Annotated in this window: 16 protein-coding genes and 1 tRNA gene; 7 read left to right on the top strand and 10 right to left on the bottom strand. The window is 67.8% G+C overall.

Annotation, left to right across the window (positions count from 1 at the left end):
• Positions 1–5: 5 nt before the first annotated feature.
• Positions 6–791 (top strand): ABC transporter ATP-binding protein, encoded by a 786-nt coding sequence (locus DW307_RS05810; RefSeq protein WP_021200735.1) that lies wholly within the window; start codon positions 6–8, stop codon positions 789–791.
• A gap of 91 nt (positions 792–882) precedes the next feature.
• Complete coding sequence (locus DW307_RS05805; protein WP_021200734.1) at positions 883–1140, top strand: type B 50S ribosomal protein L31; 258 nt, start codon at positions 883–885, stop codon at positions 1138–1140.
• An 89-nt stretch (positions 1141–1229) separates the two neighbouring features.
• Here DW307_RS05805 and DW307_RS05800 read toward each other — a convergent pair whose 3' ends face one another.
• From DW307_RS05800 to DW307_RS05790, 3 genes are read right to left on the bottom strand one after another with little or no spacing between them, the layout of a single operon-like run.
• Entirely contained in the window at positions 1230–1511 is a 282-nt protein-coding gene (locus DW307_RS05800; protein WP_021200733.1) for a hypothetical protein, read from the bottom strand.
• A 56-nt stretch (positions 1512–1567) separates the two neighbouring features.
• Positions 1568–2815, bottom strand: coding sequence for an alpha/beta fold hydrolase (locus DW307_RS05795; RefSeq protein WP_168440991.1), 1248 nt, complete (start codon positions 2813–2815; stop codon positions 1568–1570).
• A gap of 2 nt (positions 2816–2817) precedes the next feature.
• Entirely contained in the window at positions 2818–4821 is a 2004-nt protein-coding gene (locus DW307_RS05790) for a DUF262 domain-containing protein (RefSeq protein WP_136024277.1), read from the bottom strand.
• A gap of 176 nt (positions 4822–4997) precedes the next feature.
• Between DW307_RS05790 and DW307_RS05785 the strand changes: the two genes are divergently transcribed.
• Positions 4998–5771 (top strand): hypothetical protein, encoded by a 774-nt coding sequence (locus DW307_RS05785; RefSeq protein ID WP_021200730.1) that lies wholly within the window; start codon positions 4998–5000, stop codon positions 5769–5771.
• Between the two features lie 185 nt (positions 5772–5956).
• Positions 5957–6460 carry a DUF3145 domain-containing protein gene (locus DW307_RS05780; RefSeq protein ID WP_017830431.1) on the top strand — a complete coding sequence of 168 codons (504 nt, stop codon included), beginning with the start codon at positions 5957–5959 and terminating at the stop codon, positions 6458–6460.
• Between the two features lie 134 nt (positions 6461–6594).
• Here DW307_RS05780 and yczR read toward each other — a convergent pair whose 3' ends face one another.
• On the bottom strand, positions 6595–7998 hold the full coding sequence (yczR, locus tag DW307_RS05775; RefSeq protein WP_136024276.1) for a MocR-like transcription factor YczR: 1404 nt from the start codon (positions 7996–7998) through the stop codon (positions 6595–6597).
• 95 nt (positions 7999–8093) lie between these two features.
• Here yczR and yczE point away from each other — a divergent pair, with 95 nt between their 5' ends.
• Positions 8094–8759, top strand: a complete 666-nt coding sequence (yczE, locus tag DW307_RS05770; RefSeq protein ID WP_136024275.1) for a membrane protein YczE — start codon at positions 8094–8096, stop codon at positions 8757–8759.
• A 138-nt stretch (positions 8760–8897) separates the two neighbouring features.
• On the opposite strand, the gene DW307_RS05765 is transcribed toward yczE, so the two are convergent.
• The 6 genes from DW307_RS05765 to aceE all read right to left on the bottom strand — a co-directional run bounded on the left by DW307_RS05765 (position 8898) and on the right by aceE (position 16515).
• Positions 8898–10136, bottom strand: coding sequence for a beta-ketoacyl-[acyl-carrier-protein] synthase family protein (locus tag DW307_RS05765; RefSeq protein ID WP_136024274.1), 1239 nt, complete (start codon positions 10134–10136; stop codon positions 8898–8900).
• A 96-nt stretch (positions 10137–10232) separates the two neighbouring features.
• Positions 10233–10481, bottom strand: a complete 249-nt coding sequence (locus DW307_RS05760) for an acyl carrier protein (protein ID WP_017830435.1) — start codon at positions 10479–10481, stop codon at positions 10233–10235.
• A gap of 68 nt (positions 10482–10549) precedes the next feature.
• Positions 10550–11551 carry a beta-ketoacyl-ACP synthase III gene (locus DW307_RS05755; protein ID WP_136024273.1) on the bottom strand — a complete coding sequence of 334 codons (1002 nt, stop codon included), beginning with the start codon at positions 11549–11551 and terminating at the stop codon, positions 10550–10552.
• Positions 11548–12468, bottom strand: coding sequence for an ACP S-malonyltransferase (locus tag DW307_RS05750; RefSeq protein WP_031207699.1), 921 nt, complete (start codon positions 12466–12468; stop codon positions 11548–11550). Before DW307_RS05750 ends, DW307_RS05755 begins: the two co-directional genes overlap by 4 nt.
• Positions 12469–12560: 92 nt before the next feature.
• Positions 12561–13757, bottom strand: a complete 1197-nt coding sequence (locus tag DW307_RS05745) for a PucR family transcriptional regulator (RefSeq protein WP_021200724.1) — start codon at positions 13755–13757, stop codon at positions 12561–12563.
• A gap of 31 nt (positions 13758–13788) precedes the next feature.
• Positions 13789–16515, bottom strand: a complete 2727-nt coding sequence (gene aceE, locus DW307_RS05740; protein WP_021200723.1) for a pyruvate dehydrogenase (acetyl-transferring), homodimeric type — start codon at positions 16513–16515, stop codon at positions 13789–13791.
• Between the two features lie 153 nt (positions 16516–16668).
• On the opposite strand from aceE, the gene DW307_RS05735 reads away from it, so the two are divergent.
• Together DW307_RS05735 and DW307_RS05730 are read left to right on the top strand one after the other, a co-directional pair.
• Positions 16669–16741 (top strand) — tRNA-Val (locus DW307_RS05735).
• Positions 16742–16792: 51 nt separating this feature from the next.
• Positions 16793–17398, top strand: a complete 606-nt coding sequence (locus DW307_RS05730) for a hypothetical protein (RefSeq protein ID WP_136024272.1) — start codon at positions 16793–16795, stop codon at positions 17396–17398.
• Positions 17399–17492 lie beyond the last annotated feature (94 nt).

Genomic DNA, 17492 nt, shown 5'->3' with positions numbered 1-17492 from the left:
AAGGCATGCCGAGCGCTCTGGAATTCACCGACGTCGTCGTGCGCCGTGAGGGGCGCAACATCATCGATCACGTGACCTGGAAGGTCGACGACGATCAACGATGGGTGATCCTCGGCCCGAACGGCGCGGGAAAGACCACGCTCCTGCAGCTGGCCGACACTCTCATGCACCCGACGTCGGGAACGGTGACGGTGCTGGGGGAGACGCTCGGCCGCACCGACGTGTTCGAGGTGCGCCCGCGCATCGGCTTCGCCTCGTCGGCCATGGCCAAGCGTGTGCCCCGGGACGAGACGGTTCTCAACACCGTGCTCACGGCCGCGTACTCCGTGCTCGGCCGCTGGAACGAGAGCTACGAGGCCATCGACGAGCGCCGCGCGCTCCGCGTCCTCGGCGACTGGCGTCTCGACCATCTGGCCGACCGCACCTTCGGCACCCTCAGCGACGGCGAGCAGAAGAGGGTCCAGATCGCGCGTGCCGTCATGACAGACCCCGAGCTCCTGCTTCTCGACGAGCCCACGGCTTCGCTCGATCTCGGCTCTCGTGAAGAGCTCCTCGCACTCCTCAGCGGGTACGCGTCCTCGCCGACCACCCCGGCCATGCTGATGGTGACGCACCACGTGGAGGAGATCCCCGTGGGATTCACCCACGTGATGCTGATCCGGGACGGTGCCGTGGTCGCGGCGGGCCCGATCGCGGAGACGCTCACGGCCGAGGCTCTCAGCGACACGTTCGGCATGCCGATCGTGCTCAGCGGCGAGGACGGCCGCTACGCCGCCCGCGCAGCATCCTGATCCGGGTCTGATAGAATCAACCCTTGGTGCTCTCTGCACCGCAGACTTCCCTCGTCCCTGGCACAATCCAGGGCAGCAACTAAGGAATCCCATGAAGACTGACATTCACCCCGAGTACAAGGCTGTCGTGTTCCGCGACCTCGGTTCGGGCGAGACGTTCCTCACCCGTTCGACCGTGTCGAGCGACAAGACCATCGAGCTGGACGGCGTGGAGTACCCCGTCATCGACGTCGAGATCTCCTCGGCTTCGCACCCGTTCTACACGGGTAAGCAGCGCATCATGGACTCGGCCGGCCGCGTCGAGAAGTTCAACCAGCGCTTCAAGGGCTTCGGCGGCTCGTCCAAGTAACGATCGCCAACGAAGAAGGCCCCATGCTCCTCGGAGCGTGGGGCCTTCTTCGTTCCCCGGGCGCTGCGTTCGCAGCCGTGCCCGAAGCCTCAGAGGTCGAGTCGGATCCGGCCGTCGTCGATCGTGTCCGGAGGATCGCCCGGCGATGGTGCCGGGGCCGTCCGCTGCGTCTGGCGGTCGCGTTCGATACCCGCCTCGTGGGCAGACGGAGACCAGACGGCGTCGAATGCGCCGCCGAGTCCCCCTCCACTGGTCTCGTACTTCTTCTCGATCGGCACCCTTGAGAAGCCGAAGGCGATCACGACGATCACCGCCGAGACCAGGAGCAGCAGCACTCCGACCGTGACGAGCACGCCCACTCCCTGTTCCATGTGCTCCAGAGTAGGCGTCGGGTGAGGCGAGAGCATCCTCCGTCAGGAGGAGATGTTCAGCGGATGCGGCGACCGTGCGCGAGGTCGATGAGATGTGAGAGCACCGGTCCCGAACGCAGACCGTTGTGCTCGTGCTCACTCGTCTGCCAGAGTTGCACCCCCGGGATGAGCTTCGCCGTCTCGAGAGAGAACTCGTAAGGCACGTAGACGTCGTTGACGTAGACCGCGGCCGCACCGGTCGCCTCCGACCCGGCGATCGCGGACGCGTCGTAGATGCTCGGCCACTCGAACTCGGCGAGCTCGAGGGCGACCTCGCGCCATGGCCGGAATGCGGGCACCGTCTCGGTCCACTCGCGCCGGATGTGCTCACCCGTGAACAGCGTGGGGTCGTCGCGGAAGTCCGTGGGCTCGGTGCGCTCGGCCGACCACCGGGTCGCGTGCCCGTCCGCGTAGCTCGATTCGTGGAAGGCGAAGTACAGCGGGTTGCGGCCGTCGTAGGGCATCGCGTGCATCAGGTCGTATCGGAAGGCGTTGGAGGAGGGATCGCGCTCCAGGATCGACCACAGGGTCTGCCAGCCATCGTTCGTGCCGAGGGCCGATCCCACAGACCGGAGGCGTGAGCGGGAGACGACTTCTCCGTCGGGCAGGACGATGTCGCCGGCATCCGCCAGCTCGACGAGCCGTCGCATCACATCGCGGTGCTCCGGGAAACGGCGGTAGTAGCGTTCCGAGGCGTCGCGCATCTTGTCGTAGCAGAGCGCATACACGTCGTCAGGGTGCCGACCCACGGCGCTGAGGCCTCCGGTGATGAAAACGTCCTCGAGCGAGGAGGGATCGGTGGAGAGGTACGCCAAGGTCGTGAAGCCGCCGAACGACTGTCCGAGCACGCTCCAGGTGGTGGCGCCCAGGTGCTCGCGCACGGTCTCGCAGTCGCGCACGATCGCGTCGGCGCGCAGATGCGTGAGGTGCTCGGCGACGGCGGCCGAGCCGCGCTCGAGGTCGCCGTCGCCCACAGGAGTGGACCGACCGGTCCCTCTCTGGTCGAGAAGCACCAGGCGATAGTGGGCGAGGGCCTCGTCGAGCCAGGCCGGCGATGTCGACGAGTGGAAGGGGCGCGGAGCCTCATGCCCTGGCCCGCCCTGGAGGAAGACCAGGTAGGGGAGGGCGTCGCCGCCTTCGCGGGTGACCACGCGGGCGAAGATCTCGATGGTGCGGTGATCGGCCGGGTCGTCCCACACCAGAGGGACGGTGAGCGTGTGCTCTTCGACGGTGAGATCCTGCAGCGTGCGGACGATGGTGCTCATGTTCACATCACATTTCCGATATAGGAGTACTTGACGAAGACCTCCGAGGCGATGCCCGACTCCTCGAGCACGCCCTGCACCGCGGTCATCATGTAGTTGGAATCCCAGCCCATGTAGAGGAAATGACCCTCGTCGAGCTCATCCCACTGCCCTTTCCAGGCCATGTCCTGGTAGATCGGACCGCCGTGCGCGGCGCAGTAGGCCAGGGCGGCCTCTCTCGTGTCGGTCCAGGCGCGACGGAAGACCCGATTGAACAGATACTTGACGTCGGGAACCTCCCATCGTTCACCGCGATACTCGACGTAATCGAACTCCCGCTCCCAGCCCGTCGGCCATCCGCGGCGACGGACCGCATCGAGGATCGGCGTCAGGCCGTCGTCATCGATCTCCGGCAGCGCGGGGCGCGCCCAGATGCGGATGAGGTCGGCTGTGAGCGCGATCGTGCGGCGGGTGATCGCCGCCGTGTTCCAGGAGCCGAGGTCGGTGAGATCGCGCGTGGCCGGCACGGAGCTGTGCGCGTAGGCTTCCGAGCGCTTGACGGGGAAGGAGGCACCGAACACCCGCTCCGTCAGCGACTGCTCGAGCAGGGTCAGATTGCCGAGGGTCGGAGCGAGGGCACGGTGGCTGTTCTGCTCGTCTTCGGAATAGTCGATCCACGATCGCTCCCCGTCGCCCGACCACGCATCTCCGGGTACGGTCGGGACGATGTGCTCGACGTCGAAGTCGTCGACGTCGTCGACACCTTCGAGCCGTCCCAGCACATACGCGGGGTGGGGGAGCTCGCTGTACTTCACGACCGCACTGACGCGCTCGTCGGAGGGCGTGATGCGCGCGAACGCCCGGGCGAGCGCATCGCGACCGTCGCGGCGCGCTCGGCACAGTCTGGCGACGAGTCTCTCCGCGGGCAGGTTCACGAGGGCGCGGCGGAGGGAGAGGGCCTGCAACCACTCCAACGTCTCGACGAGCTCTGCGCGGTCGATCACGCCGCGCAGATGATCGCTGTAGGCGCTCATCACGAGCGGGTAAGAGGAGCGGCCGAACGTGTTGACGTGGCGCAGCTGCCGCGCGATCTCCGGGTCCTGCTCCCGCGACGGATCCAGCAGGGTGCCATAGATCTCGGCGTAGTGCCGCCACTCGGCCGCGTCCGCCTGCAGATGGTCGACGTCGACGCGCGGGAACGACTGCCGGAAGGCGCTGTACACGCCGTGCTCGCCGTTCGCGGCGACCTCGCGTCCGGTGACGAGTACGAGGTAGTGCCGCCAGAAGGCACCGATCGCCTCGCCGGTGTGCCGTTCTATCGGAACCCAGAACCGGGCCTCGACGTCGACCTGTTCCGCGTGGCTGAGCCCCATCAGGATGTAGTTGTGGATGAGCTCGTGGTCGCGCAGCGGCTCGCCCGTCGAGTTCAGGCTCTCGAAGATCTGCTGTGCGTTCGCCTGCGCGCCGAGGGTGATCGACACGTGCTCGAGCTTCTGCAGCCCGCGCCAGATGGCCGGAACCTCGTCGACGTGGATCTGGCTGCGGAAGAAGGCGTAGTTGTCGTCGAAGCGCGACTCTCGGTCGGCGTCATCGCGTCGATCCAGGACCACGGACTCGTACAGGTCGGCCCAGGCATCGTGCGGGCGCAGCTTGGTGCGGTCCGGAGCGTCGGAGCGCACCAGCACGCGTTCGAGCGCTGCGGCCATGGCGCTGTCGGTATCGCGGATCGCATGATGCAGGGCGGCCACCAGCAGCATGAGAGTGGTGATGCGCTGTTGGCCGTCGATGAGGATCAGGTCGGAGTCGGCTGCGGAGCCGTCTTCGGCGGACAGGATCGAGCCGATGAAGTGACGGTGGGCATCGTCTTCGCCGGCGACCGCGCGGATGTCGGAGAGGAGACGTTCGCAGCCGCCGATGTCCCACCGGTACTGCCGCTGATACACGGGGACGACGATGGTCGTGCTCCCTGCCGCGAGCCATTCGATCGTGTTGACTGCTGTCGCCTCGACGTTGGTCGCGGTGCTCATGCTGGTGTCTCGTCCTCCCGTAGCGACGGGCGCCGAGGACTCGCCGGGCGCCCCGATCAGTCTATTCGGTTATGCACGGCCGACCTCCGAAGGGCTCTCGGACCACGCTGTTAGGCTTGCCTTATCAGGGCCTGTTAAAACGTGCTGGCCCCCGATGAAAGGAACATGACTCGATCATGGGTTACATCAAGTCCGCTGCCCTCGAGGAAAAGGGATTCGTCGTCCTCGACAGCTACAACCAGGAGCTCGACCCCAAGGAATGGCTCGACATCGAGTACAACGACTGGAAGTCGTCGGGTGACACCCGCTTCGCCCCTCTCGCCAGTGCCTTCGGTGACATCGAGTGCAACGGCTTCTGGAACCACAAGCCGCCGCGCACCGACAAGGATGGCGTCTGGATCGACTCGCAGACCGAGAAGGCCCCGAACCTCACGCGCCGCGCGCAGGAGCCGGGTGCCAACGTCGGCCGCTGCCGCGTGATCGAGCTGCAGCCGACCCCGTACGGCGACTGCCTCTACAACCTGCACCAGGATGACAACAACCGTCTGAACCCGGACGGCACGGGCTGGGTGGTCCGCGGCTTCTTCAATCTGACGGACGACAAGGACAGCTACTTCGTCCTGCGCGAGAACCGCACCGACCCGAGCATCGAGTACCGCATCGCCCTTCCGGCCGGTGCGCAGCTTATCGTCGACACGCAGCGCCTCTGGCACGCGGCCACGCACAACGGCACCGAGCCGCGCTACTGCCTCATCACCTCGTGGACCTCGGGCCCGGAGCTCGACGCCTACATCGAGAAGTACCACGGCACCGACGATGTGCCCAACTATGAGGTCGACCAGGAGACGCTGGAGTTCGGCTATGCCGAGCAGGCGCGCAAGGACGCCGCTCGTGCGGCGTACTACGCCGCCAAGGGCCAGCAGGTCAAGCAGGCCATGAGCGAGGCCTGATCCTCGTCAGATCTACGACCGATTGCGGTCCGAAGGCCCCGGTCCCCGTGACCGGGGCCTTCGTCATGGAATGACATGCTTGTGATTTCTGTGGATCTCGGCGAGAATGGGCGCACAACCGCATATTCTCGCCACTTCGTGGTTCAGGTCGTTGGGGAAGACGCACCTGATGAAACGGAGAGATCATGGCGACGGCTTACGCACGTGGAGTGGTGTTTATCCACTCTGCGCCTCGCGCGCTCTGCCCGCACCTCGAATGGGCGGTGGGTCGCGCTATCGGGCGTGCGGTGAACTTCGACTGGACCGAGCAGCCCGTCCTGGACGGCGCACGACGCGCGGAGTTCTACTGGGACGGCCCTGTCGGCACCGGAGCGGCTCTCGCGACGTCCATCCGCGGGTGGGAACACCTCCGTTTCGAGGTGACCGAGGACCCGACGCCCCGCAGCGACGGCGGCCGTTGGCTGCACACACCCGATCTCGGCATCCACTACGCACAGACCGACGCCGCCGGCAACATCGTGATCGGTGAAGACCGCATCCGCTATGCGATGGAGATCGCCGCCGGGAGCGCGGTCGAGCTGCAGCGCGAGCTCGACATCGCCCTCGGCTCCGCCTGGGACGAGGAGCTCGAACCCTTCCGCCACGCCAGCGACGATGCCAGGGTCGTCTGGCTCCACAAGGTCGGCTGAGCCGACACCACAGACCGGAACGGGGGAGGCGTGAGTATCGGAAGCCGGTGAGTCATCCCGGACGCTGAGAAGACGTATCCCCGCTCCCACGAAGATGCCGCCCCGGGAACGGGGCGGCGTCTTCGTCATCCGGATCAGATGACCGCGGAGTGTTGGAGTTCCGCAGTGCGCGATGCGCTTCCCTCGCGCACGTCTCCCCAGGCGAGGGTCAACCGCCGCATCGCCTCCGCCATCCGCTCGGGTGGGAGCGTGATCGGGATGCGCACCCGGCGCTCGAGCACGCCGCCCGTCGTGAAGCGGGGGCCGGGCGGAAGAACGAGGCGCCGCTCGCGCGCAGCGAGGGAGAGCGAGGTGGACAGTGGCGCGCCGATGTCGATCCACGCGGAGAGGCCTCCGGGCGTCGGCGGCATCCGGAACCCGGGGATACCGGCCACACCCGCCTCAACCGCCCCACGACCCGCGCGCAGGCGCCGGCGGACGTGCGCGCTGAGCTCAGGCATGTCGGAGAGCAGCTCGACGGCGATGCACTGCTCGAGCAGCGCCGTACCGAGTTCGAACGAGGGGCGCACCGCGAGCAGCCGCGCGATGACGGAACGCTCCGCGCGGACCCAGCCGATGCGCATCCCGCCCCATGCGATCTTCGACATCGATCCGACGGTGATCACGTTGGGGCCGCCCGCGGCCATGGGAATCGGTGCCCAGCCCCGGTCGATGTCGAGCTCGGTCGTCGTCTCGTCGACGATGAGGTGAGTGCCCACGTTGCGCGCGGTGGTCACGATGCGCGGCCGCTCGTCGTCGGGGATGGTCGCGCCGGTCGGATTGTGGAAGTCGGGGATGAGATACGCGACATGAGGCCGGGAGCTCATCAGCGTCTCGTTCAGATGCCGCGTGTCCCACCCGTCGGCGTCCACCGGCGTGGGGAGAAGCCGGTACCCGTGGCGGTTCAGCGCCTCGAGAGCGTGAGGGAACGTCGGCTGCTCGACCAGGGCTCGCTCACCGCGCCGCCCGATCGCCGTGAGTATCAGGTTCACCGCGTTGAGGGCACCGGAGGTGATGATGATCTCGTCGGCCGACGTCGGTGCGCCGCGATCACGGAACCGCTGCGCGACGGCTTCTCGCAGCTCGGGAAGTCCACGCAGCGAGTATCCGCTGGTGCCGCGCAGCGCCGCGAGGCGGGGCAGCGAGCGCACCGTCGCGTCGTACAGGCCCGGGGTCGAGTCCATCGACGCGATCGACAGGTCGATGGAGTCGTCGTCGGCCTCCGCGCCCGGAGCGGTGTGGCCGTTGGGGAGCGTGACACGCGTGCTTCCGCCGTGCAGACGTGAGACGTAGCCGTCGGTCTCCAGCACGCCGTAGGCGCGGGTGACCGTCGAACGGGAACGGCGCAGCTCGACTGCGAGTGCACGCTCACTCGGCAGACGCTCGCCGACGGTGAGTCGGCCGTCGAGGATCAGCGCCCTGATCCGGTCCGCGAGCCCCGACGCCGTGGCGCCGGCGACATTGTGCGCTCCGAGCTGTTCGACGAGTCGTGATCCCATACGTCCAGCATGACGCAAAGTGGCCTGATCTCTGCAGACCACTTTGCGGCGAGTGGCTTCGCCTCGACAGGCGGATCGGGGGCCAGAGTGGAGGGATGTTCCTGCGTTCTGTGCTCCTCCCCGTGACGGCGACCAGTCGGCGCGACCTCGTCGAGAGGCTCGTGCAGCTGCTCGTCGGTCTGTTCCTCTACGGCGTCGCGCTCGGGTTTATGGTGCGGGGAGGCATCGGCGTCGCTCCCTGGGACGTGCTGGCTCTCGGTCTCGCCGCGCAGACCGGCCTCGGCTACGGCGTCATGACCGTGCTGGTCTCGATCATCGTCCTTCTGCTATGGATTCCGTTGCGCCAACGCGTGGGGCTGGGCACCGTGTTGAATGCCCTGCTCGTCGGTCCGAGTGCGGATCTCGCGCTCGCCCTGATCCCGCAACCGTCCTCGGTGTGGATCGGCGCTCCGATGTTCGTCTTCGGGCTGCTTCTGCTGTCCTTCGCGACCGGCCTCTACATCGCCGCCGACTTCGGCCCCGGCCCTCGTGACGGCCTGATGACGGGGCTCGTCCGTCGAACCGGATGGGCGGTGTGGCTGGTGCGCACACTGATCGAAGGGAGCGTGCTGCTCGTGGGCTTCCTGCTGGGCGGCCCCGTCGGCGTCGGCACCGTGCTCTTCGCCTTCGGTGTCGGCCCGCTGATCGGCTGGTTCCTCCCGCGCATCACCCGGATGCGCGAGGCCCGATCGCAGAAGCTCGGGAGCCTCCGCACCGCCTGACGGAACACCGCGCACCTGCGTGACCTGTGCACGCTTGCATGACCGAGTACCGGCGGATGCTCATGCTTCCGTGTGATCTTCATGCAGATGAGAAGAGCGGCCCTCGGAATCCCGAGGGCCGCTCTTCGTTGTGGCGTGTCAGTCGGCGCTGGCGACCACGAGGACCGCGTTGTGACCGCCGAATCCGAACGAGTTGCTGATCGCGACCTGCGGACCGTCTCCGAGGGGCGTGGCTTCGCCGGAGAGGCGGAACGGGACTGCCGGGTCGGGCTCCGTCATGTTGATCGTCGGCGGGGCGACGCGGTCGCGCAGCGCGAGGAGGGAGAAGATCGCCTCGAGCGCACCGGTGCCACCGAGAAGGTGCCCGGTCGATGCCTTCGTCGCCGAGACGGGGATCTCGTCGATCCGGTCTCCGAAGACCTTCTTGAGTGCCACGTACTCGTTGGGGTCGCCGACCGGCGTCGATGTCGCGTGCGCGTTGATGTGCGTGACCTGGTCGGCCGTGACCCCGGCCTCCTCGAGCGCCTGCGTGACGGCACGGGCCGCGCCGTTGCCCTCAGGGTCGTTGCCGGTGATGTGATAGGCGTCTGCGGTGACGCCACCGCCCAGCACATAGCCGTAGATCTTGGCGCCGCGGGCCTTGGCGTGCTCCTCGGTTTCGAGGATCAGCGCGGCTGCGCCCTCGCCCATGACGAAGCCGTCACGGTCGATCGCGCCGGGACGCGAGGCATGGGCGGGGTCGTCGTTCCGGCGCGAGAGGGCCTGCGCGGAGGCGAAGGAGGCCATCGTGATCGGATGGATCGCGGATTCCGTGCCGCCGGCGATCACGACGTCCGCGAGCCCGTCCTGCAGGTGATGGAAAGCGTGGATGATCGATTCGGTGCTGGAGGCGCACGCGCTGACCACGGTCTGCGCGTAAGCGCGGGCGTGGAACTGCAGCGACAGGTTTCCGGCAGCGGCATTCGGCATGAGCATCGGAACGGTGAGAGGCATGACCCGGCGCGGACCCTTCTCACGGAGGGTGTCCCAGGCGTCCAGAAGCGTCCAGAGGCCGCCGATGCCGGTGGCGAAGTCGACGCCGAGGCGCTCGGGGGCGACATCGGGAGAACCAGCGTCCTCCCAGGCCTCGCGTGCGGCGATCAGCGCGAACTGCGACGAGGGGTCGAGGCGCTTGGCCTCGTGGCGGGGGAGCACCTCTTCAGGGCGGACAATCGCCTCGGCGGCGAAGGTGACGGGCAGCTCGTACTGCTGTACCCAGTCGTGTTCGAGCGTGCGGGTGCCGGACATGCCGGCCAGCAGGTTCGTCCAGTTCTCCGGGGCCGTGCCGCCGATGGCGGAAGTGGCGCCGATGCCGGTGACGACGATGCGCTTGGTCATGAGGTGTGGTTCCTTGTCGAAACGAAGTCGAACGGGTGAGAGGGCAGGCGGAGGATGCCACTCCCCGCGAGGCGCGGGAGTGGCATCCTGCCGGGATTACTCCTGGCCCGCGACGATGAAGCTGACGGCGTCGCCGACGGTCTTCAGGTTCTTGACCTCGTCGTCGGGGATGGTGACGCCGAACTTCTCCTCGGCGTTGACGACGATCGTCATCATCGAGATGGAGTCGATGTCGAGGTCGTCCGTGAACGACTTCTCGAGGGCGACCTCGGAAGCGTTGATGCCGGTCTCGTCGGTGATGAGCTCTGCGAGGCCGGCGAGGACCTCATCGTTGGTGAAAGCCATGTGGTCTTCCTCTTTCTTGCGGGTTGTTTTCGGAACCGTGGAACAGTCTAGGGAAGGTCAGCGCATTCTCAGGGAAGGACGACGACCTGTGCGGCGAACACGAGACCGGCACCGAAGCCGATCTGCAGGGCGAGACCGCCCGACAGCTCGGGGTGTTCGGCCATCAGGCGGTGGCTGGCCAGCGGGATGGAGGCCGCGGAGGTGTTGCCCGTCGTCTCGATGTCGCGCGCGATCACCGTGGTGTCGGGCAGCTTCAGCTGCTTGGCGAACTCGTCGATGATGCGCATGTTGGCCTGGTGCGGGATGAACGCGGCGATGTCGGAGGGCTCGACGCCCGCTTTGTCCAGCGCCTCGCGTGCGACCTTGGCCATCTCCCAGACTGCCCAGCGGAAGACCGTCGGGCCCTCCTGGCGGAGGGTCGGCCACGGCACCACGCCGTCGCGGAAGTCGGTGAGTGTGCCGTTCATGCCTACCGCGTCGGCCTTCGAGCCGTCGGAGCCCCAGACCGCGGGAGCGATGCCCGGCGTGTCACTCGGGCCGATGAGCGCAGCGCCCGCACCGTCGCCGAGGAGGAAGGAGATGCTGCGGTCGGTCGGATCGACGACGTCGGACAGCTTCTCGGTGCCGATCACCAGTGCGTAGCGCGCAGCGCCGGCCTTGATCAGTGCATCGGCCTGAGCGATCGCATAGGCGTAGCCGGCGCAGGCAGCGTTGATGTCGTAGGCCGCCGCGGGGTTCGCCCCCACGCGGTCGGCCACGATCGCCGAGACGGACGGGGTCTGCTTGGGGTTGCTGATGGTCGCGACGATCACCAGATCGACCTGGTCCGCCGGGACACCCGACTTCTCGATCGCCTCGGCCGCCGCCGTGGTCGCGAGGTCGATCGCGTCCGTGCCCTTGTCGGCTCGCGCGCGGGTGATGATGCCCGTGCGCTGGCGGATCCACTCGTCGCTGGAGTCGATCGGACCCACCAGGTCTTCGTTCGGCACGGCGTTCTCGCCGCGGGCGGCGCCGTAGGAGTAGATGCGCGTGTATGCCGGGCCGGTCACCTGGGCGAGGGTGGCACTCATGCGGCTTCTCCATTCAGCAGCGCGACGGCTGCATCGAGGTCTTCGGGAGTCTTCACGGCGACGGTCGGGATACCGCGGAGGCCGCGCTTGGCGAGGCCGACCAGGGCGCCGGCGGGGGCGAGCTCGATGACCCCGGTCACGCCGGCGTCTGCGAAGGACTGCATGCAGAGGTCCCAGCGCACCGGCGACGAGACCTGGTCGACGAGGAAGCTCAGCGCCTGGGCCCCGTCCGCGACGACGGAGCCGTCACGGTTGGTCCAGAGAGTGATGTCGGGGTTCGCGGGGGTGACGTCGGCCACCGCATCGCGGAGAGCGGCGACGGCGGACGCCATGTACCGCGTGTGGAAGGCTCCGGCAACCTGCAGCGGGACCACGCGGGTGCCCTTGAGGGGTTCCTCCGCGAGAGCGGCGAGAGCCGGGAGGGCGCCGGCGACGACGATCTGTCCGCCGCCGTTGTAGTTGGCGGGGGAGAGGTCGAGCTCGGCGAGGCGCGCCAGAAGGGCGTCTTCGTCGCCCCCGAGCACGGCGCTCATCCCGGTCTGCTCCTGCGCCGCAGCGTCGGCCATCGCACGGCCGCGGATGCCCACCAGGCGCATGCCGGTGTCGGCGTCGATCACATCGCTGCCGACGAGTGCCGCGATCTCTCCGACCGAGTGGCCGGCGATGCCGTCGGCGCGACGACCGGCGCGCTGCGTCAATGCGTCACCGGCGATCAACGACGCGGCGACGATCAGCGGCTGCGCGACACGCGTGTCACGGATCGTGTCGGCGTCGGACACCGTGCCGTGTTCGTGCAGATCGACCTCCGCGGCGTCGGAGTACGAGGCGAGGCGCTCGGCCACCCCGTCGAGCTCGAGCCAAGGGGCGAGGAATCCGGGGGTCTGCGAGCCCTGACCTGGGCATACGACGACAATCACCCACCCAGTCTGCCAACGATTGCCGGAGATCGGTGGATGATCCATCACAAGATTCGGAAAAACCCTTGTGTGTGGCGTACAGAAGGGCGCGCTCAGCGCTGCGGACGTCGAAGCGGTGGCCGCCGCCGCACCTGATCCGCCGCACCGATCGAACCGAGGATCAGCGCGGTCTGCAGGATGAGAGCCTCACGGGGGCCGGTGGCGTCCCAGCCGATGACCTCGCTCACGCGCTTCAGGCGATAGCGCACGGTATTGGGGTGCACGAACAGCTCGCGTGCTGTGGCTTCGAGGGAGCGCCCGTTGTCGAGGTAGCTCCACAGAGTCGTCACCAGATCGGTGGAGTGCGCCTGCAAGGGGCGGAAGATGCGCTCGATCAGGGTCTGCTTCGCCAACGGGTCTCCGGCGAGTGCCCGTTCCGGGAGCAGGTCATCGGCTTCGACGGGACGGGGAGCACCGCGCCATGCACGGGCGACGGCGAACCCCGCGAGCGCGGCGCGTGCGCTCTGGCTCGCGTCCACGAGGGCGGCGACCTCGGGGCCGAGTACGACGTATCCCGGGCCGAAGGACGGCTCGAGGCGGGAGGCGATCTCCTGGAAGCCGAGCTCTTCCTCTTCGACTTCGTGCCCTTCGACTCGGGCGCGTCCGAGCACCAGGACGAGTCGGGAGCCCTGCACGCCGATGAGCACGTCGACAGCGAGCTTCCTCGCCGTACGGCGGACCAGATCGACGTCGAACTGGGGAGGCGTGGTGCCGACGAGGACGGCGACCTCCCCGTGTCCGTGCCATCCGAGCGCGGCGATCCGGCTCGGGAGCTCTTCGTCGGCCTCGCCCGTGAGGATCGAGTCGACGACGAGCGCCTCCAGGCGCGCATCCCACAGGCCGCGGGCCTCCGCAGCCCTGGCGTACACGTCGGCCGCCGCGAAGGCGACGTCACGCGAGTAGAGCAGGATCGCTTCGCGGAGATCGTTTCCCCGTCCGGCGACGCGCTCCTCGGTGACCTCGACCGTCACGCGGATCAGCTGCAGGGTCTGCTGGAGGCTGACGCTGCGCAGGAGTTCACGCGGGGCCGCGGCGAAGATGTCGGCCGCGATCCACGGTGTGGAGGTGGGGTCTTCGTACCACTGGATGAACGACGTGATGCCCGCCTGGGCCACCAGCCCGACCGCAGAGCGGCGGGCTGGTGGCATATCGGCGTACCACGGGAGGGTGTCCTCCAGGCGCTTGATCGTCACCGAGGCGATGTCACCGGAGATCCGGCGCAGCCAGGTGAGCGTCGCGGCCTTGTCCATGCCGGAAGGAGGAGAACCTGTCACCGAGGGCTCAGCTTTCGCCGCCCGCGTTGCCGCTGGTTCCGGCGTTCACATCGTGCAGGCTGTACTTCTGGATGGCCTGCGCGGCGAGAGAACGGTCGACGACCCCGTCTTCGGCGAGCGACTGCAGCGTGCGGACGACGATCGACGGGCCGTCGATCTTGAAGAAGCGACGAGCCGCGGCCCGCGTGTCGGAGAAGCCGAAGCCGTCGGCACCGAGCGTGGCGAAGCGGTTCGGCACCCACGGGCGGATCTGGTCCTGCACAGCGTGCATGAAGTCGCTGACCGCGACGACCGGACCCTCGGCGCCCTGCAGCTTCTGGGTGAGGTACGCGGTGCGGGGCTCTTCCTCCGGGTGCAGGAAGTTGTGCTCGTCGGCGGCGAGGCCGTCGCGGCGAAGCTCGGTCCAGGACGTGACCGACCAGACGTCGGCGATCACACCCCAGTCGTTCTTCAGCAGCTGCTGAGCCTCGAGTGCCCAGGGAAGACCGACGCCCGACGCGAAGAGCTGGGCGCGGGGGCCCTCGCCCTCGCCGACCGAAACGCGGTGGATGCCGCGCACGATGCCGTCGACGTCCACGTTCTCCGGCTCCGCCGGCATGACCATCGGCTCGTTGTAGAGCGTGATGTAGTACATGACGTTGGGGTCTTCGTGGTTGCCGCCGTACATGCGCTCGAGACCGGAGCGCATGATGTGCGCGATCTCGTAGCCGTAGGCCGGGTCGTACGAGACCGTCGCCGGGTTCGTGGCGGCGAGCAGGTGCGAGTGGCCGTCTGCGTGCTGCAGGCCCTCACCCGTGAGGGTGGTGCGACCTGCCGTGGCGCCCATGATGAACCCGCGGGCCATCTGGTCGCCGGCCGCCCACTGGGCGTCGCCGGTGCGCTGGAATCCGAACATCGAGTAGAAGAGGTAGATCGGGATCAGCGGCTCGCCGTGCGTGGCGTAGGAGGTGCCGGCCGCGGTGAACGCCGCGAGGGCACCCGCCTCGTTGATGCCGACGTGCACGATCTGGCCCTGCGGGCTCTCCTTGTAGGCGAGGAGGAGCTCGCGGTCGACCGACGTGTAGTGCTGGCCGTTGGGGTTGTAGATCTTCGCCGACGGGAAGTAGGCGTCCATTCCGAACGTGCGGGCCTCGTCCGGGATGATCGGGACGATGCGGTGGCCGAAGTCCTTCGAGCGCAGCAGGTCCTTCAGCAGACGGACGAACGCCATGGTCGTGGCGATCTCCTGCGTGCCGGAGCCCTTCTTGGGCAGGGCGTACGCCGAGTCGTCCGGCAGTGACAGTCCGACGTGGGTGGAACGGCGCTCCGGCAGATAGCCGCCGAGCGCCTGACGACGCTCGAGCATGTACTGGATCGTCTCGTCCTGGGGGCCCGGGTTGTAGTACGGGGGCAGGTAGGGGTTCTCCTCGAGCTGCGCATCCGTGATCGGGATGTGCATCGCGTCGCGGAACGTCTTGAGATTGTCCAGCGTCATCTTCTTCATCTGGTGGGTCGCGTTGCGGCCCTCGAAGTGCGGACCGAGGCCGTAGCCCTTGACGGTCTTCGCGAGGATGACGGTGGGCTTGCCCTTGTGCTCGGTCGCCGCCTTGAACGCGGCGTAGACCTTGCGGTAGTCGTGGCCACCGCGCTTGAGGTTCCAGATGTCCTCGTCGGAGTAGTCCTTGACGAGGGCCGCGGCGCGCTCGTCGCGTCCGAAGAAGTGCTCGCGCACGTAAGCGCCGGACTCGGCCTTGTACGTCTGGTAGTCGCCGTCCGGGGTGACGTTCATCAGGTTGAGCAGTGCGCCTTCGGTGTCGCGGGCGAGCAGGTCGTCCCATTCGCGACCCCAGACGACCTTGATGACGTTCCAGCCCGCACCGCGGAAGAACGACTCGAGCTCCTGGATGATCTTGCCGTTGCCGCGCACCGGACCGTCGAGGCGCTGCAGGTTGCAGTTGACGATGAAGGTGAGGTTGTCGAGGCCCTCGTTGGCGGCGACCTGCAGCTGGCCGCGGCTCTCGACCTCGTCCATCTCGCCGTCGCCGAGGAAAGCCCAGACGTGCGACTGCGAGGTGTCCTTGATGCCGCGGTTCTCGAGGTACTTGTTCGACATCGCCTGGTAGATGGCGTTGATCGGCCCGAGCCCCATAGACACGGTCGGGAACTGCCAGTACTCCGGCATCAGACGCGGATGCGGGTACGACGGGATGCCGTTCGGGGCGTGTGACTTCTCCTGGCGGAAGCCGTCGAGCTGGTCTTCGCTCAGACGTCCCTCGAGGTACGAGCGGGCGTAGGTGCCGGGCGAGGCATGACCCTGGATGAAGATCTGGTCGGCGCCGCCGGGGTTGTCGGCACCCTTGAAGAAGTGGTTGAAGCCGACCTCGTACAGCGCGGCCGACGACGCGTACGTCGAGATGTGTCCGCCGACGCCGATGCCGGGGCGCTGCGCGCGGTGCACGGTGATCGCGGCGTTCCAGCGGATCCATGCACGGTAGCGACGCTCGACCTCTTCGTCGCCGGGGAACTCGGGCTCGTTCTCCGAGGCGATGGTGTTGATGTAGTCCGTCGTCGGGACCATCGGCACGCCCAGGTGCAGCTCCTTCGAGCGCTTGAGCAGGCTGAGCATGATCTCGCGGCCGCGGCCGTGGCCCTTGGCATCCACCAGCTCATCGAGGGACTGCTGCCACTCGCCGGTCTCCTCCGGATCGCTGTCGAGGGGGCCCTGGGAGTACGGATCCTGGTCGTGCACGGTCACGGGGGAACCTTTCGTCAAGCTGGCAGGTCATGCCAAGGAAACGGGAAGCGACACGGGCAGCCTTGTCAGCTGTGCACAACGCGCGCCGGATTCAGCCTATCCCTCTTCTACGACACGGGTGCGCACCGGGCTCCCGATAGACTGACGACACCAGGGCCTTTAGCTCAGCTGGTAGAGCGCCACGTTTACACCGTGGATGTCGTCGGTTCGATCCCGGCAGGGCCCACTCCAGATCACGAGCTCCACCCTGTCGCCGCGGCGATGACAGGATGGGAACATGATCCCGTCGAGGAAGAGCGCACTCGTGCGTGGCTTCTCCTCGGCGTCACTCGCGACGTTCGCGGCGCTGGCCGGCCACGTGACCGGCGGCGGACAGATGCCGGGCCCGTTGGGCCTCCTGGTGCCCTGGATCTTCTCCCTCATGATCTGCGTGCTCCTCGCGGGCCGGAAGCTCTCGGTGATCCGATCGAGCATCTCCATCGCGATCAGCCAACTCCTGTTCCACCTCCTGTTCGTCCTGGGGACGATCGAGCCCTCGGGGCGATCCCTCGGTCACGTGCACGGCACTGCCATGCTTCTGCCCGGTGCTTCCGCCACGGCGGAGTTGGTCGTCGCCGACGCGACCATGTGGATCGGACACCTGTCGGCTGCGATCGTGACGGTCGCCGCCGCGCATCGCGGTGAGCGGATGCTGCTCGCGCTGCGAGACCTCGCGATTCGGGTGGTCCTCTGGGTGCGTCGTCGGGTGGCAGCGGCGTTGGGCGCCCCCGCGATGCTCGCCCTGCGCGAACCCGGCGTCTCGCCGCGTGGTCGTCGTCTGCGTGAGTCGTCGACACTCGCGAGTCTCCGGGGCCGGGCTCCGCCGGCGCACGGCGTGATCTGATCCGCACCGGCTCGTCTGCGGCCGGTGTGTTCCCGCTCTGGGCGCCACGTGCGCCCAGAGCCTCCTGAACGACCGTCGGTGTCGTCCGTCTGCA

The organism is Microbacterium sp. K27 (genome assembly GCF_004794435.1).
GTDB classification, from domain to species: Bacteria; Actinomycetota; Actinomycetes; order Actinomycetales; family Microbacteriaceae; genus Microbacterium; species Microbacterium maritypicum_A.
Note: the sequence above shows the minus strand (reverse complement) of the source record. Positions and strands in the feature narration are given on the sequence as shown.

What these genes read in the sequence shown, in the direction of transcription:
- DW307_RS05785 (WP_021200730.1), top strand. Translation starts at nt 4,998, where the DNA reads ATGGGTTACATCAAGTCCGCTGCCCTCGAGGAAAAGGGATTCGTCGTC.
- DW307_RS05730 (WP_136024272.1), top strand. Translation starts at nt 16,793, where the DNA reads ATGATCCCGTCGAGGAAGAGCGCACTCGTGCGTGGCTTCTCCTCGGCG.
- DW307_RS05795 (WP_168440991.1), bottom strand. Translation starts at nt 2,815, where the DNA reads ATGAGCACCATCGTCCGCACGCTGCAGGATCTCACCGTCGAAGAGCAC.
- yczE (WP_136024275.1), top strand. Translation starts at nt 8,094, where the DNA reads ATGTTCCTGCGTTCTGTGCTCCTCCCCGTGACGGCGACCAGTCGGCGC.
- DW307_RS05780 (WP_017830431.1), top strand. Translation starts at nt 5,957, where the DNA reads ATGGCGACGGCTTACGCACGTGGAGTGGTGTTTATCCACTCTGCGCCT.
- DW307_RS05760 (WP_017830435.1), bottom strand. Translation starts at nt 10,481, where the DNA reads ATGGCTTTCACCAACGATGAGGTCCTCGCCGGCCTCGCAGAGCTCATC.
- DW307_RS05800 (WP_021200733.1), bottom strand. Translation starts at nt 1,511, where the DNA reads ATGGAACAGGGAGTGGGCGTGCTCGTCACGGTCGGAGTGCTGCTGCTC.
- yczR (WP_136024276.1), bottom strand. Translation starts at nt 7,998, where the DNA reads ATGGGATCACGACTCGTCGAACAGCTCGGAGCGCACAATGTCGCCGGC.
- DW307_RS05810 (WP_021200735.1), top strand. Translation starts at nt 6, where the DNA reads ATGCCGAGCGCTCTGGAATTCACCGACGTCGTCGTGCGCCGTGAGGGG.
- DW307_RS05790 (WP_136024277.1), bottom strand. Translation starts at nt 4,821, where the DNA reads ATGAGCACCGCGACCAACGTCGAGGCGACAGCAGTCAACACGATCGAA.
- DW307_RS05745 (WP_021200724.1), bottom strand. Translation starts at nt 13,757, where the DNA reads ATGGACAAGGCCGCGACGCTCACCTGGCTGCGCCGGATCTCCGGTGAC.
- DW307_RS05755 (WP_136024273.1), bottom strand. Translation starts at nt 11,551, where the DNA reads ATGAGTGCCACCCTCGCCCAGGTGACCGGCCCGGCATACACGCGCATC.
- DW307_RS05765 (WP_136024274.1), bottom strand. Translation starts at nt 10,136, where the DNA reads ATGACCAAGCGCATCGTCGTCACCGGCATCGGCGCCACTTCCGCCATC.
- DW307_RS05805 (WP_021200734.1), top strand. Translation starts at nt 883, where the DNA reads ATGAAGACTGACATTCACCCCGAGTACAAGGCTGTCGTGTTCCGCGAC.